The sequence below is a fragment of the Streptomyces paradoxus genome, from assembly GCF_014202475.1.
Lineage (GTDB): Bacteria > Actinomycetota > Actinomycetes > Streptomycetales > Streptomycetaceae > Streptomyces > Streptomyces paradoxus.
The window spans coordinates 35165-49924 of record NZ_JACHGV010000014.1 but is presented as its reverse complement, the minus strand read 5'-3'; the positions used below and the strand labels follow the sequence as shown (position 1 = coordinate 49924).

The following is a 14760-nucleotide window of genomic DNA, read 5'->3' as shown; positions in this document are numbered from 1 at the left end:
CAAGGGCCAGGGCATCACCTGTTGCCGATCAAGACGTCGGCGGCACGGACCGGGTTGCCTCTGAGGCGCAGATCACCTGACGGGCATTCAGTGCTGGCCGGCTTTGTGCGGTGTCGCCTCGCTCGGCCGGACGACGACGTACCCCTCGCCCTGGAGCAGCAGTTGCACGGCTTCGCCGGAGCCGCCGCGCAGCATGGAGCCGATGGACTGGGAGCGGTGCAGCGAGGTCTGCAGGCCCGCGGTCCAGCCGACGATCGCGTCCGTGTCGACGTACACCGGGTACTGCGGCGAGACGGGAATGACCAGGGGATTGCCCTCGCACACCAGGCCCAGCTTGCCGTGCCCCGTGAAGACGCTGTTGAACAGGCCGCCGCCGGTCATGCCGGCGCCCTTCACGGTCGCGATGCGGTACGACAACGTGGCGTCGAAACACAGGACGTTGCGGCCGTTGACCGTGAACTCGTCGCCGGGCTCGACGTCGACGATGAAGCAGTTCTGCGCCTCGTGCGCGAACCAGGCCTCGCCCTGTCCGCGCACCGCCATCAGCGGCAGCCCCTCGCCGGTGACGGCGCGCTTGAGCATGCCGCCCACGCCCTGGCCCTTGCGCTCGAACTGGAGGTTGCCGCGGTAGGAGATCATCGCGCCCTGCCGGGCGAGCATCTCACCGTTCACCGTGTACCGGACGCACTTGGAGTTCTCGATCGACATGCCCGGCGCCACGGCCGGCTGCACCATGTGCTCACTGGAAAAGAGGTCACCCTTCATACCGGCATCCTCGCCCGGAGCGTCTCCCTCCGCCAAGATCGGGCGGGAGGCCCGGCCTGCGGCGCGGTCGCCGGGGTCAACCGCCGAAGAGCTGCGTCCAGTACGTGCCCGCCCGGCCGCCGCCGGCGAAGCCGATGCCGATGTGGGTCAAGCCGGGTTTCAGGATGTTGGCCCGATGGCCGGGGCTGTTCATCCAGCCCTCCACGACGTCGGCGGGGGAGCGCTGGCCGCAGGCGATGTTCTCGCCGATGGCACGCCGGGTCGAACCGGCCGCGGCGGCCCGGTCCCAGGGCCGGGAGCCGTCGGGGGCGGTGTGCGCGTAGAAGGCGCGGGCCACCATGTCCGCGCTGTGCGCCTGGGCGGCCGTGGTGAGCAACGGGTCGGGGGCCAGGGGCGGGAGCCCGGCCCGGGCTCGCTCCCGGTTGGTGAGGTCGGTGACGGCCGCCGCCGTGCCGGCCAGCCCGTCCGGCGTGAACGGCCTGGCCCACAGCGCTGTCCAGAAGGTGTCACCCGACGGCCCGTCGTGCACGTAGGCCAATCCGGCGTGGGTGAACGCCGGGTCGTGCAGGGTGCGCCGGGGCCCGTCCGTGCGCACGCAGTACGCGACGAACTCGGCGGCCGTGCGCGGTCCGGACACCAGGTGCTCGCCGATGGCGAGGTACGTGAATCCGGAGCCGACGACGCGCTGGTAGACGGAGACGCCGTCGCGCGTCTCGACGCCGAGACGCCCGGCGGCGGCCATGGCGGCGGCGTGCTCCCGGGCCGCCGACACCAGGCGGGCGTCCAGGCAAAGGGGTGGTGAACCGGCCGCGCTCCGGGCCGAGTTGACCAAGGACAGGAAGCCGTCGGGATCAGGCGCGGGGGAGGCGCCGGGCGGTGTGCCGTCCATGACGTCGACGCCGAAGTCCCGGGCGAGTCCCGCCAGTCCGTCGGCGTACCCCTGGCCCAGGGCGCGCAGCTTCCAGCGGCCGCCGCGCCGGTAGAGCTCCGCGAGCAGCAGTACCGTCTCCGGCCCGGGGCGCGGCGGGGTGAAGCGGGCGAGCGGGCTGCCGTTCGCGTCGGCGACGTGGAGCGTGGGGGAGGGGAGGCCGCCCAGAGCGGTTGCCGGATCGGCGGGGCTGACGACGACGGTGACCCGGGTCGCGCCGGTGCGCAGTCCCGGCGGATCCACGGTCAGCGTGTCGCCCCGCAGCACGGCTCCCGGCGCCGACGGCTGGTTGTAGAAGACGAAGTCGCCGTCGTCCCGTACCTTTCCGCCGTCGTCCGTCACGAGCGCGGACACGTCGAACGGCCCGGGCACCCGGACGCTCACCGCACCGCCCGGGAGCGTCAGATTTCCCCCGGGAACCAACTCGTTCATCGTGCCGCCCTGCCCTCCCCGCGCGGGACCGGTTGCCCGGACAACGGCCGCCGGGGCACGGGGGTTCCCGCGCCGCCCCGTCGTGGTCGCCCCGACCGAGGCCGCGTGTGTCGTGCGCGGTGGCTTCGCCCCGTCCCGTCCCCGGCCGGCGGCGCGGCACGCCCGGCGGCACCACCCCCCGCGGCCGCCGACGAGAGCACCACTACCGTGTCGTACACCCGTGACACCGCCCGCACCGGACCGACCGGCCGAAGGAGCGCCGACGATGCCCCGCACCGCACGCCCCCGCGGCCGTGCCGCCCTGGCCGCCCTCTCCACCTGCGTCGTGCTGGGCTGCGGGACCGGCTCGGTACCTCCGGGGGACCAGCCGAGCCCGCCGCCCGGCGCCCCGGCGGCGGCCGGGCGCGGCGTGGTCACCTGGGCCTCCTCCGCGGGCCACGTCGGTGAGGCGGCGGACGACCGCGGCTACCGGATGATGGTGCACACCAGCGTCGGCGGCACCGGAGTCAGGGTGCGGCTGTCCAACGCCTTCGGCGACGAGCCGGTGACGTTCGGCAACGTCCACGCGGGACTGCAACGCCGCGGCGCCGCACTCGTCCCCGGCAGCAACAGGCGCCTCACCTTCGACGGCGCACGCTCCGTCACCGTTCCGGCCGGCGGCATCGTCTACAGCGACCCGCTGCCCGGCCACGTCCCGGCCGGGCGCACCCTCGCCGTCAGCCTGTACGTCCCCGAGGCGGACGGCGCGCTCACCGGGCACTGGCTGGCGATGCAGACGTCGTACACCACGCATGGCGACCACGCCGCCGAGGAGGGCTCGGCGAACTGGAAGCAGCGGACCCGCTCCTGGTTCTACCTCGACGCCGTCACCGTACGGCCCCGCGAGGGGACCGGTGCCGTAGCCGCCCTCGGCGACTCCATCACCGACGGCTGGCAGTCCACGACCGACCGGAACCGCCGCTGGCCCGACTACCTGGCCCGCCGCCTGGCCGCGTCCGGCACCACGGTGGAAGGCGTGGCCAACGCGGGCATCGCCGGGAACAAGGTCCTCCTCGACGGTCCCGGGCAGAGCGCACTGAACCGCGTGGAGCGGGATGCGCTCTCCCTCCCGGGCGTCCGCACGGTGTTCCTCTTCCAGGGCGTCAACGACATCAAGGCCGAGCCCGGTGCCACGGGCGCCGGGCTGATCGCCGGGTACCGCACGCTGATCGACCGGGCGCACGCGGCCGGGAAGTGCGTCGTCGGCGCCACGATCGCCCCCTACAAGGGCTGGCAGGAGTGGGACCCCGCCGGGGAAGCGGTGCGACGGCAGGTCAACGCCTTCGTACGGAACAGCGGCGAGTTCGACGCGGTCACCGACTTCGACCGCGTCCTGCGCGACCCCTCCGACCCCGAACGGATGCGCCCGGCCCTCGACGGCGGCGACCACCTGCACCCCAACGACAAGGGGATGCGGGCGATGGCCGACGCCGTCGATCTCGGGAGCCTCGACTGCAAAGCCGGCTGACACCGCCCACGGCGCAAGCCCGGCCGGTCAGCCGGACGTCGACGGCTCAGGGGTGATCAGCCCCTCGCGGTAGGCGATCGCCACGGCCTCGCCGCGGCTCGACGCGCCCAGCTTGGCGAGGATGTTGGAGACGTGGACGCTCGCCGTCTTGCCGCTGATGAACAGCTCCTCGCCGATCTGCCGGTTGCTGCGGCCGAGAGCGAGCAGCCGCAGCACGTCGTGCTCGCGCGCGGTGAGCACGGCCGCCCCGCCGTCGCCGCCGGGCCTGTCCGACAGCCGGCCGCGACGGACCAGGGCGTCCGCCTGGTCCCGCAGGGGCGCGGCGCCCAGGAGGTCCGCGGTCTCCCGGACCGCCCGGGCCTCGGCCGCGGCCTCCTCGCGCCGCCCGGCCGCCACCAGGGCCTCGGCGTACCGCAGCCGGCACCGGGCCCGCTCATAGACGTCGCCGTAGCCGAACGCGGTCACCGCCTTCGCCCAGGCCGCGACATCCGGCCCGGACCGCGCCCGGACCCACTCCGCCTCGGCCCGCGCCAGCCACGCCTGCCCCTCGGGGCCCTGGGCGGCGCCGTTCTCGCCCCGGGCCGCAGTGGCCCGCGCCAGTTCCACCAGTTCCGACGCGGTGTCCGTCCAGCGGCGTGCCCCGGCCTCGTCCCCGGTCAGCCGCAGCCCGGCGGCCGCGTCGGCCAGCGCCGCCAGCGCCAGGGCGGCGAGCCGGACCGTCACATCGGGACGGGCGCCCGTCTCGTCGGTGAGAGCCGTGACCGTGGACCGCATCCACCGCACCGCGTCTTCCGGATCACCGCGCAGTGCCGCGGCATCGGTGAGCACGATGCCCGCGACCAGGGAGGCCATCCAGTCGAACGGCCCCTCCAGCAGGGCACGCGCCCGGTCGGCCGCCGCGACGTCACCCCGCGCGAGTGTCACGAACAGCGCGGGGCCCATCGTGTACCCGCCGGCGGCCGGCAGCACCTCGGCGTCGGCCGCCGCCGCGCGCACGCACTCGTCCCAGCGGCCCAGCACATTGAGCACCAGCAACCGCAGGTAGCGCATCTCCAGCGGATACGGCGACGACAGCAGCCCGGCGCGCCGGGCCCGGTCCAGGCCCTCCGTCAGGAAGGGCACGCACTCCGCCAGGGCACCGGACTCGTAACAGCCCATGGCCAGGTTGAACAGGGCGCGCAGCTCGACGGGCGCGTTGCCCGAACTCCGGGCCAGTTCCCGGGCCTTGAGCAGCCGCTGCCGGCCCTCCGGGCCGCGCCGGCCCTCGCCGTCGAAAACGGCCAGGGAGATCAGCAGGTCCGCCTGGGCGTCGGTCACCCGCAGCCGCTCCGCCACTCCCAGAGCCCGGCGGGCGACCTTCAGCGCGGTCTCGTTCTCCCCGACGTGGCGTGCGGCCAGGACGTGCGTGGCCGCCGCCCACACCCACGTGTGCGACGCAGGCTCCTCGGGGATCATCGCCAGGGCCTCGCTGCTGTAGGCGAACGCCGCCGTCAGGCTGTCCACCCGCAGCAGGTCCCCGGCGAGCGTGTAGCGGACCCGGGCGGCGAGTTCGGAGTCGGTGTCCTGGCCGAGCTCCGCCAGCGCGGAGCGCGTGAGGGAGACCGCGCGGTGCAGCTGCCCGGCGTGCGCGGCCGCCGCGGAGGCCCGCAGGGTCAGCGTCACCCTGTCGGCACCCCCGCCCGGCGGACGGGCCTCGGCCGCGACGGCCGGCCACAGGTCGAGGGCCGCTTCGAGATGCCGCTGCTCCTCGGCCGGCGCGCCGACCTGCTGGGCGTGATCGGCGGCCTCCAGAGAGGCGGCCAGCGCCTCGGCGAGGTCATGGCTCTCCCGGTAGTGGTGGGCGCGCTCGGCGGCGCTCTCGGCGAGGTGCCCGCGTCCGGCGAGCAGCCGCGCGAACGCGCCGTGCAGCCTCGCCCGCTCCCCGGGCAGCAGATCGGCGTAGACGGCCTCGCGGGCGAGGGCGTGCCGGAAGGAGTACGTGTCGTCGTCCCCGGCGACGAGCAACTGCCGCCCCACCGCGTCACGCAGGGCCGACTCCAGCTCCGTCTCCGGCAGCCCGGCCGCGTCCCGCAGCAGGTCGTGGTCCACCCGGCGCCCGGCGACGGCGGCGGTCCGCAGCACCTGCTGCGCGGTCTCGGAAAGCTGCTCGAAACGGATCAGCAGTACGTCGGCGAGGCCGCTGGGCACCCCGCCGGACTCCGTGTCGGTGGCGGCCAGCAACTCCTCCGCGTAGAACGCGTTCCCCTCGGCCCGCTCCACGATCCGCCGCACCGTCGCCTCCGGCAGCGGCCTGGGCTCCAGGGCGCGCACCAGCCGGTCAACATCGGGGTCGGCCAGCGGCCGCAGCTCCAGCCGCTCGACGACGGGCAGCCGGATCAGCTCCGCCAGCAGGGGCCGCAGCGGATGCCGGCGGTGCAGGTCGTCGGCCCGGTAGGAGGCGAACACCGCCAGCCGGTGCCGGAGCACGCCCCGGCCGAGCAGGAACCGCAGCAGGTCCCGCGAGGACTGGTCGGCCCAGTGCAGATCCTCCAGCACGAGCAACAGCGGCGCCACCTCCGCGACATCGGCCAGCAGCCCCGCCATCCCCTCGAACAGCCGCAACCGCCCGTCCACGTCCCGCACGGAATCGGACCCGGCCCCCAGCAGCCGCTCGACCACGGGATACGCGGTCAGGGCAGCCGAGAACCGCTCGTCGGCGGCCAGCACCCCCAGGATCTCGGTGAACGGCAGATACGGCAGCCCGACGCCACCGAGATCCACGCAGTGCCCGGTGACGACGGTCATGCCCGCCGCGGCGGCCCGTCCCCCGACCTCGTCGAGCACCCGGGTCTTGCCGACGCCGGCGTCCCCGGCGATCAACACGGCCCGGGCCTCACCGCGTCGCGCACGCTCCAGCACACCGGAGAGTCGCGTGAGTTCGGCATCCCGCCCGACGACGGGCGTGGCCGATGAGCCCTGCTGCACGGAACCAACTTTCTTCTCAGAGGCGCGGCGTCGACATGGTGCGGCTCCGCCGCGTGCGCGCGATCGACCACCCACGAGGCGCGGCCGCCACGCGCCGGAAAGCCTCGATTTCCTAGGCGCGCAGAATCCTCGCCCAGTCGCCGGGCACCCGCCCCGCCGGCCCCGGCGCAGGCTGGTCGGCCGGATGACTCACCGGCTCGGCCAGCTCCGGCCCGCCCTCGTACAACTCGTTCGTCTCGTAGTTCCAGTACCAGTCCTCACCCGGCTCGAAGCTCTGCACGAACGGATGTCCGGTCTCCCGGAAATGCCCCGTCGCGTGCTTCGCCGGCGAACTGTCACAGCACCCCACGTGCCCGCACTGCGCACACCGCCGCAGATGGAACCACCACCCGCCCGCCGCGTCGCACTCCGCGCAGCCACTGCCGCTCGGCGCGGCACCCGGGTCGATTCCGTTCTCCGCACTCATGCCGACTCCTCCTCGACCGCTGTCAGCGGAAGCAGTACCTGGAAACGCGTGTCGCCCGGCTCCGACTCCACCTGGATGCTCCCGTGGTGCTTGTTGACCACGATCCGCCAGGAGATGTCGAGCCCGAGCCCGGTCCCCTCACCCACCGGCTTGGTGGTGAAGAAGGGGTCGAAGATCCGCCCCCGGTCCTCCGCCGGGATACCGACGCCCGTGTCCCGGAACTCCACCAGCAGCCGGTCGTGGTCCGAGGCCGTCCGCACCGTCAACGTCCCCTGTCCGCCCGCACTGTTCATCGCCGCGACCGCGTTGTCGACGAGGTTCGTCCACACCTGGTTGAGCTCCGCCGGATACGCGGGGATCTTCGGCAGCGTACGGTCGTAGTCCTTGACGACCTCGATCTGCTTGCCGATCTTGCCCGACAGCATCAGCAGGGTGGAGTCGAGGAGTTCGTGCACGTCGGCGTGCTGGAAAGGCGCCCGGTCCAGCTGCGAGTACTGCTTCGCCGCGTCCACCAGGTGCGAGATGCGGGCGGTCGAGTCGTTGATCTCGTCCATCAGCAGCTCGGTCTCGACGGTGTAGTTGAGCCACCCGATCGCGCTCGGCAGGATGTCCTCGTCCACCGCCGCCTTGACCTGGTCCAGCCAGTCGACGTCGAGACCGGCCTGGACGAAGGTGGGCGCGATCCGCCAGCCCTCCGGGATGCCCTGGTCGTCCAGCCAGTCGGACACGGCGTCCTCCCGGTCGGAGGCCTCCAGCGGACTCAGCGCCGGTGCCTTCGCGACCCGTTCGGCCGTGCGCTCCTGGATGTCGATCAGGTTGGCCATGACCTCGGGGGAGTACGAACCCTGCGCGATGATCGCCAGCTTGTGCCGCATCTTGCCGACCCGTTCCCGCAGGGTCGCCGTCGCCCGCACGGCCGCCGCGGCGGGGTTGTTGAGTTCGTGCGTGAGCCCCGCGGACAACGAGCCGAGCGCCAGCAGCCGTTCCCGCTGGCCGATGGCCCGCTGCGTGCTCTTCGAACCGAAGAACAGCCCCTCCAGCAGATGCACCGCCATCGGGAACCACTCCTGCATGATCCCCGCGAACGTGTCGGCGGGCAGCACGAAGAACCGCGTCGGCTCGGTGACGCGCATGGAGTTGTTGTAGACCTGCCGCACCCGGTCGCCCAGGTACGCCTGCATCGATCCCGCGTACACCCCGCGCTGGGAGGTCCGGGTCACCTCCACGTCGTCCCCGCCGACCCGGCGGTACAGCACCACGGTGCCTTCGAGCATCACGTAGAAGCAGGTGGCGGGCTCGCCCTCGGTGTACACGGGCCCGGGCTCGAACCGCTCAACGCGGCCCTCGGCGCACAGCCGGCCGAGCTGCTCGGGCGTGAGCTTCTCGAACAGGAACAGCGCCCCGATCTCCTGCGGGTTGCACGGCCCCGGCCGCCCGCTCACGACTGCTCCAGGTACCGGTGGACGAGCATCACGGCCATGGCTCCCTCTCCGACGGCGGACGCGACCCGCTTCGCGGACTCGGAGCGGGCGTCGCCCGCCACGAACACGCCGGGCACATTGGTCTCCAGGTGGTACGGCGGCCGGTCCAGCTCCCAGCCCTCCGGCGGGCGGCCGTCGGCGCTCAGATCGGGTCCGGCGAGGATGAACCCGCGCTCGTCCCGCAGCACCGTCCCGTCCAGCCAGCCGGTCAGCGGGGCCGCGCCGATGAACACGAACACCCACTGGGCGTCGACCTGTTCGGTCTGGCCGCTGTCTACGTCCCGCAGGGTCAGCCGCTCCAGCCGGCCGTCGCCGTGCGCCTCCTCGACGACCGTGCGGGCACGCACATGGATGTTGGGCGACTCCTCGATCTGCTGGATCAGGTAGTGCGACATCGACGCCGCCAGCGACTCGCCGCGCACCAGCAGCGTCACCGACTTGGCGCCGCGGGACAGGTACATCGCCGCCTGCCCGGCGGAGTTGGCGCCGCCCACGATGTACACGTCCTGGCCCTGGCAGGCGGGGGCCTCCGTCAGGGCGGACCCGTAGTACACCCCGCAGCCGGTCAGGTCCTCGCAGCCGGGCGCCGCCAGCTGCCGGTAGGACACACCGGTCGCCAGGATCACGCTGTGCGCGGCGACCGCCGAGCCGTCGGAGAACCGCACGATCCGGGCGGCGCCGTTGACCTCCAGGGCCGTCACCTCGCGGGCGGTGAGGATCTCGGCGCCGAACTTCGCCGCCTGCCGCCGCGCCCGGTCGGTGAGCTGTGCTCCCGACACGCCGTCGGGGAAGCCCAGGTAGTTCTCGATGCGGGAGCTCTGCCCGGCCTGCCCGCCGGTCGCCGACCGCTCCACCAGCACGGTCCGCAGCCCCTCGGAGGCGCCGTAGACCGCCGCGCCGAGCCCGGCGGGGCCGCCGCCGATGACGACCAGGTCGTAGAAGTCGGCCGTCGGGGTCGTCGCCAGACCGACTCGGGCGGCGAGGTCCACGGCCTCCGGCTCGACCAGCGGTGTCCCGTCCGGGGTGATCACCACCGGCAGCCGCATCCCGTCCTCGCCGGCCGCGGCCAGCAGCCGCCGCCCCTCCGGCTCGTCGGCGGAGTACCAGCGGTACGGCACCTGGTTGCGGGCCAGGAACTCCCGTACGTCCGAGGAGCGCGACGACCACCGGTGCCCCACCACCTTGGTGCTGGGCACGGGCCGGAAGTCGCTGGACCGCCACGCCTGGAGCAGATCGTCGAGGACCGGGTACAGCTTCTCCTCGGGCGGGTCCCACGGCTTGAGCAGGTAGTGGTCGAGGTCGACGACGTTGATCGCGTCGATCGCGGCGTTCGTGTCCGCGTAGGCGGTCAGCAGCACACGCCGCGCGCCCGGGTAGACGTCCAGGGCCTGTTCGAGGAACTCGATGCCGTTCATCTGCGGCATCCGGTAGTCGGCCAGGATCACCGCCACGAGATCGCCGCGCAGCTTCAGCTCCCGCAGCGCGTCCAGCGCGGACTCGCCGGACTCCGCCCGCACGATCCGGTACGACGCGCCGTACCGCCGCCTCAGGTCGCGGGCCACGGCCCGGGAGACACCCGGGTCGTCGTCCACGGTCATGATGACGGTCCGCGCCGAATCGGCGGCCTGTGCCATACGTCCCCCACGCCGGGCGGTCGACTCACGGCGCGGCGCCCCGGAGCACCGCGCCGACCTCCGCCCATCGTATGTTCGATCGCTGCGCAGCGCTCCGATACGGAGATCCGCAGCGGCGGGCGTAGTGAAGACTGGGCGTCAGCAGGTAGTGATCGTGACTAGGGAGGCAGCGGGATGACACGCCCGATCACCGCAGGGGTCGACGGATCGCAGGAGAGCCTCGCGGCCCTCGCCTGGGCGGCGCGGGAAGCCGTACGGCGCGAGCGGCCGCTGCGCGTGGTGCACGCCTGGAAGTTCCAGCCGCAGGAGGCGCTGGAAGCGGGGATCGAGGGGGACGCGGACAGCCAGGGCGAGTGGGTGCACAGCGCGGTGACCGAGGCCGTCGGGACGGTCACACAACGGCATCCGGACCTCGCGGTGACCACCGATGTCATCGAGGGCCCGGTGGCCGACACCCTGGTCGCCGCCGCGGCCGACGCCGAGACCCTGGTGCTCGGCTCACGCGGGCACGGCCGCATCGTCGGATTCCTGCTCGGCTCGGTCGGCCAGCAGGTGATCGCCGCGGCCACCCGCCCCGTGGTGCTCGTCCGGGCCGGTGACCAGCCCTCGTCCGAGGCCGCCGGGCGCGAGATCGTCGTCGGACAGCAGGGCGACCCGGAGGACAGCGCCGACGCGCTGCGCTTCGCCTTCGAGACGGCCGCCGCGCGCGGGGCGACCGTACGGGTCGTACGGGCCTGGAACCTGCCGCCCGTCTTCGCCTACAGCCCCGGCTCGCTGAAGCTCCTCGACGAGGCCGGCGGCCTGGAGCCCTACGAGAAGAAGAGCCTGGCCGCGGCGGTCCGGCCCTGGCGGGAACGCTTCCCCGACGTGCCGGTCGAGGAGCACGTGGAGATGGGCAGCGCGAGCCAGGTGCTGCTGTCGGTGGCCGGGACGGCCCAGCTGATGGTCGTGGGCCGCCGGGCCCACCGCACGGCCGTCGGGGCCCGCATCGGCTCGGTGGCCCACGGGATGCTGCACCACGCGGACTGCCCGGTGGCGGTGGTGCCCCACCTGTGAGGGCTCCGGCCCCTCACTCCGCCGTCGGCTGCAGCGTCTTGCGCGCCGTCGGCAGGATGTTCTCGATGTAGTCCTCGACCACCGCGTCGAGACCGATGTCGTGCTGGGCCCGCTCGGACAGGTACCAGCGGTGTTCCAGGAGCTGGTGGTAGATCTCCGCCGGGTCCATCGCGCCGCGCAGTTCGACGGGCACGGCCCGCACGGTCGGGCGGAACACCTCCCGCACCCAGCGGTGGGCGAGGACCTCGGGACGGGCCCCCAGGGGGTCGCCCGGTGCGTAGTCGTCCTGGGTCGCCATCCAGCTCTCCAGGTCGTTCAGCAGCCGCCGGGCCTGGTTCTCCTCCGTGTCGAGACCGGTCAGGCGCAGCAGCTGCCGCTGGTGGTGGCCCGCGTCGACGACCTTGGGCACGAAGCTGACCGTGTCGCCGTTCGAGGCGTGCTCGATCTGCATCTCGGCGACGTCGAAACCGAGGTCGTTCAGGCGGCGGATCCGGCGTTCTATGTAGTGGTACTTGCCGGCCGGGTAGACGGAGGCCCGGGTCAGCTCGTCCCACAGGCCGCGGTAGCGGGCGCAGATCTCCGTGCCGAACTCGATCGGGTCCACGGACGGGTGCAGCGCCCCCGACGCCTCGAGGTCCAGCAGCTCCCCGCTGATGTTCACGCGGGCGAGGTCGAGGTCGTACTCGCGCTGCCCCTGGCTGAGCTGCGGATGCAGGTCACCGGTCTCGGCGTCCACCAGATAGGCGGCGTAGGCGCCCGCGTCCCGCCGGAAGAGGGTGTTCGACAGCGAGCAGTCGCCCCAGGCGAACCCGGCCAGGTGCAGCCGCACCAGGAGCACGGCGAGCGCGTCCATCAGCCGGTGCATGGTGGCCGGGCGCATGGTCGTCTCGAACATCGAGCGGTACGGCATCGAACCGCCCAGGTGCCGGGTGACCAGGACGCTCTCCAGCGGTGCTCCGCTCGCGTCGGTGCGGCCCGTGACCACGGCCAGCGGGTCCACCGAGGGGATGCCGAGCCGGTCCAGGTCGCGCAGCATGTCGTACTCGCGCAGCGCCGGGCGCTCGGCCAGCTCCTTGACGGCGATCACCTCGTCGCCCGCCCGGGAGTAGCGCACCACGTGCCGGGAGATACCGCGCGGCAGCGGCACCAGGTACTCCTCCGGCCACTCCTCCAGGGGCACGTCCCACGGCAGTTCCAGCAGGAGCGCGGGGTGCTCCGGGTTGGTCGCGCTGATCTGCAGTGCCATGGGCCGGGTGTCCTTGTCTCGCCGCCGATCGTCACATCAGATTAGAGGGCGCGTTCCCGGGCCCGCAGAGCGGCGTCCCGCACCGGCCCGCGGTGCACCGGCCCGTGCCCGGGGAGCAGCAGCTCGCCCTCCAGCTCCGCCAGGACGTCCAGGGAGGCCAGGGCGCGCGGCCGCTCGTGGTGGAACATGTCCGGCAGCAGCTGCGGCCCCTCGACCCGCGAGGTGGGGTGCCCGCTGACCAGGGCGTCCCCGGAGATCAGCACGCCGGTGCCGGGCAGGTGGTAGGCGCAGTGCCCGTCGGTGTGGCCGGGTGTGTGCACCGGCACCGGCCGCCCGGGCAGGTCCAGGGCGCCCGCCGCCGGGAACGCCTGCGGAGCGGTGACGGGGACGTCGGCCGTGCCGCCCGAGCGCAGGGCGTGCACCGCCCACGGCAGCACCCCCGGGCGCCAGCCGTTCTTCAGCACCGTCCCGATGGACACCTGGTGGAGGAACTCCCGGCGCGCGTGCGGCACTTCGGCCTCGTGCAGGTGGACGGGCATGCCGTAGGCGGCGCGCAGGTACTCGGCGTTGCCCAGGTGGTCGTTGTGGGCGTGTGTGATCAGCACGGCCGCCACGGCCTCCGGGGAACTGCCCACCTCGGCGAGGGAGGCCAGGAGCTGTTCCCGGTCACCGGGGTAGCCGGTGTCGACCAGCGTGACGGCGTCCCCTTCCGTGAGGATCACCCAGTTCGTGTTGGAGCCGTGCACCAAGTAGGTGCCGTCCGCGACGTGGTGTACGTCCGCCCGCATGATCGCCCGCCTCGTGTGGTCCCGCTACCGGTCCGACGGGAGAAGGAAAGCAGACCCCGCCGCGCACGGAATCGCCGGGTCCGCCCCAACGGGAGCCGTGCGGCGGGTCGTTCGGTGCGCCCTCAGCGCACGCCGTGCGGACGGAACTGGATGCTGATGCGCGGCCCCGTCGCGCGCGTGCTCTTGGGGATGGTGTGCTCCCAGGTGCGCTGGCAGGAGCCGCCCATCACGACGAGGTCGCCGTGGCCCAGCGGACGGCGGACGGTGTCGCGGCCACCCCCGAGGGGGCGCAGCAGCAGGTCCCGGGGCGCTCCGACCGACAGGATCGCGACCATCGTGTCCTCGCGCGCACCGCGCCCGATCCGGTCGCCGTGCCAGGCCACACTGTCCCGGCCGTCGCGGTAGTAGCACAGCCCGGCCGTGGTGAACGGCTCGCCCAGCTCCTCGCCGTAGTGGGTGCTGAGCGTCTCCCGGGCTTCGGTCAGCACCGGGTGCGGCAGCCGGTCGTCCACGCCGTAGAAGGCGAGCAGGCGGGGGACGTCGACCACGTTGTCGTACATCTTGCGCCGCTCCGCCCGCCACGGAACCTCGGCCGCCAGCTGTTCGAACAGCGCGTCCGAGCCGTGGAGCCACCCGGGCAGTACGTCGAGCCAGGCACCGAACCCCAGGTGGGTGCGGGTGATCCCGTCCAGAGGGCCGAGGTGCAGCTCGTCGGCCTGGTCGAAGAGGGAGCCCTGGAGGTGCATGCACCCAGCGTACCTCCGAATCGAATATGTGTTCCATGGGGACTCGGCCTTTCGATGCATTGGTGTATCCAATACAGTCGTGTATCGAAAGGAGGGCCGGGCATGGCTGTCGAGGGCAGCGGGCGCGTGACGAGGCGCCGGGTCCACACCCGCGCCAACCTCCTCGACGCGGCGTTCTCGGTGTTCGCCGCCAAAGGCTTCGGGCACGTCTCGATCGAGGAGGTCTGCGAGGCCGCCGGCTACAGCAGGGGCGCCTTCTACTCCAACTTCTCCAGCCTCGACGAGCTGTTCTTCGCCCTCTACCGCCAGCGCGCCGACCTGATCGCCGAGCAGGTGTCCGGCGCCCTCGCCCTCGACGGGCCCGACCTCGACGTGCCCGCCGCCGTGGACCGCGTCACCGACGTGCTGCTCCTCGACCGTGACTGGCTCCTGGTGAAGACGGACTTCCTCGTGCACGCCGCCCGCGACCCCGAGGTCGCACGGGGTCTGCTCGAACACCGCGCGCGGCTGCGGCAGGCCATCGCCGACCGGCTCGGCCGGGCCCGCGGGCACACCGCGCTGCCCGCCGTACTGGGCGACACCGACGGCGCCGCCCGCGCCGTGGTCGCCGCGTACGACGGCGTCACCACGCAACTCCTGCTGGACCGGGACGTGGAACACGCCCGCGCCTGGCTGAAACAACTGCTCACGGCCCTGCTGACCGACGGCAGCGGCACCCTCGCCCACTCGAAGAACTGAAGAAGGGAA

The 14760-nt window shown here is 73.2% G+C and carries 12 protein-coding genes; 3 read left to right on the top strand and 9 right to left on the bottom strand.

What is annotated here, in order from left to right; genetic code table 11:
* Positions 1 to 87 precede the first annotated feature (87 nt).
* Together HNR57_RS33395 and HNR57_RS33390 are read right to left on the bottom strand one after the other, a co-directional pair.
* Positions 88 to 765: an AIM24 family protein gene (locus HNR57_RS33395; RefSeq protein ID WP_184566117.1), complete on the bottom strand. Its 678-nt coding sequence runs from the start codon at positions 763 to 765 to the stop codon at positions 88 to 90.
* A gap of 76 nt (positions 766 to 841) precedes the next feature.
* Positions 842 to 2125, bottom strand: coding sequence for a CAP domain-containing protein (locus HNR57_RS33390; RefSeq protein ID WP_184566116.1), 1284 nt, complete (start codon positions 2123 to 2125; stop codon positions 842 to 844).
* A gap of 265 nt (positions 2126 to 2390) precedes the next feature.
* Here HNR57_RS33390 and HNR57_RS33385 point away from each other — a divergent pair, with 265 nt between their 5' ends.
* Positions 2391 to 3632 carry an SGNH/GDSL hydrolase family protein gene (locus HNR57_RS33385; RefSeq protein ID WP_184566114.1) on the top strand — a complete coding sequence of 414 codons (1242 nt, stop codon included), beginning with the start codon at positions 2391 to 2393 and terminating at the stop codon, positions 3630 to 3632.
* Between the two features lie 27 nt (positions 3633 to 3659).
* On the opposite strand, the gene HNR57_RS33380 is transcribed toward HNR57_RS33385, so the two are convergent.
* The 4 genes from HNR57_RS33380 to HNR57_RS33365 all read right to left on the bottom strand — a co-directional run bounded on the left by HNR57_RS33380 (position 3660) and on the right by HNR57_RS33365 (position 10177).
* A complete protein-coding gene (locus tag HNR57_RS33380; protein WP_184566112.1) occupies positions 3660 to 6596 on the bottom strand; it encodes a helix-turn-helix transcriptional regulator in 2937 nt (978 codons plus the stop codon).
* Between the two features lie 112 nt (positions 6597 to 6708).
* Complete coding sequence (locus HNR57_RS33375; RefSeq protein ID WP_184566110.1) at positions 6709 to 7062, bottom strand: UBP-type zinc finger domain-containing protein; 354 nt, start codon at positions 7060 to 7062, stop codon at positions 6709 to 6711.
* Positions 7059 to 8504 (bottom strand): ATP-binding protein, encoded by a 1446-nt coding sequence (locus HNR57_RS33370; protein ID WP_184566108.1) that lies wholly within the window; start codon positions 8502 to 8504, stop codon positions 7059 to 7061. Before HNR57_RS33370 ends, HNR57_RS33375 begins: the two co-directional genes overlap by 4 nt.
* Positions 8501 to 10177, bottom strand: a complete 1677-nt coding sequence (locus HNR57_RS33365; RefSeq protein WP_184566106.1) for an NAD(P)/FAD-dependent oxidoreductase — start codon at positions 10175 to 10177, stop codon at positions 8501 to 8503. The genes HNR57_RS33370 and HNR57_RS33365 overlap by 4 nt, the downstream gene beginning before the upstream one ends.
* A gap of 174 nt (positions 10178 to 10351) precedes the next feature.
* Here HNR57_RS33365 and HNR57_RS33360 point away from each other — a divergent pair, with 174 nt between their 5' ends.
* Positions 10352 to 11233: a universal stress protein gene (locus HNR57_RS33360; protein ID WP_184566104.1), complete on the top strand. Its 882-nt coding sequence runs from the start codon at positions 10352 to 10354 to the stop codon at positions 11231 to 11233.
* A 13-nt stretch (positions 11234 to 11246) separates the two neighbouring features.
* Here the strand turns inward: HNR57_RS33360 and HNR57_RS33355 are convergent, their stop codons facing one another.
* From HNR57_RS33355 to HNR57_RS33345, 3 genes are all read right to left on the bottom strand, one after another.
* A complete protein-coding gene (locus tag HNR57_RS33355) occupies positions 11247 to 12479 on the bottom strand; it encodes a DUF4032 domain-containing protein (RefSeq protein ID WP_184566102.1) in 1233 nt (410 codons plus the stop codon).
* Positions 12480 to 12520: 41 nt separating this feature from the next.
* Positions 12521 to 13267, bottom strand: coding sequence for an MBL fold metallo-hydrolase (locus tag HNR57_RS33350; protein ID WP_184566100.1), 747 nt, complete (start codon positions 13265 to 13267; stop codon positions 12521 to 12523).
* Positions 13268 to 13389: 122 nt separating this feature from the next.
* On the bottom strand, positions 13390 to 14013 hold the full coding sequence (locus tag HNR57_RS33345; protein WP_184566098.1) for an alpha-ketoglutarate-dependent dioxygenase AlkB: 624 nt from the start codon (positions 14011 to 14013) through the stop codon (positions 13390 to 13392).
* Between the two features lie 102 nt (positions 14014 to 14115).
* Here HNR57_RS33345 and HNR57_RS33340 point away from each other — a divergent pair, with 102 nt between their 5' ends.
* Positions 14116 to 14751: a TetR/AcrR family transcriptional regulator gene (locus HNR57_RS33340; protein WP_184566096.1), complete on the top strand. Its 636-nt coding sequence runs from the start codon at positions 14116 to 14118 to the stop codon at positions 14749 to 14751.
* Positions 14752 to 14760 lie beyond the last annotated feature (9 nt).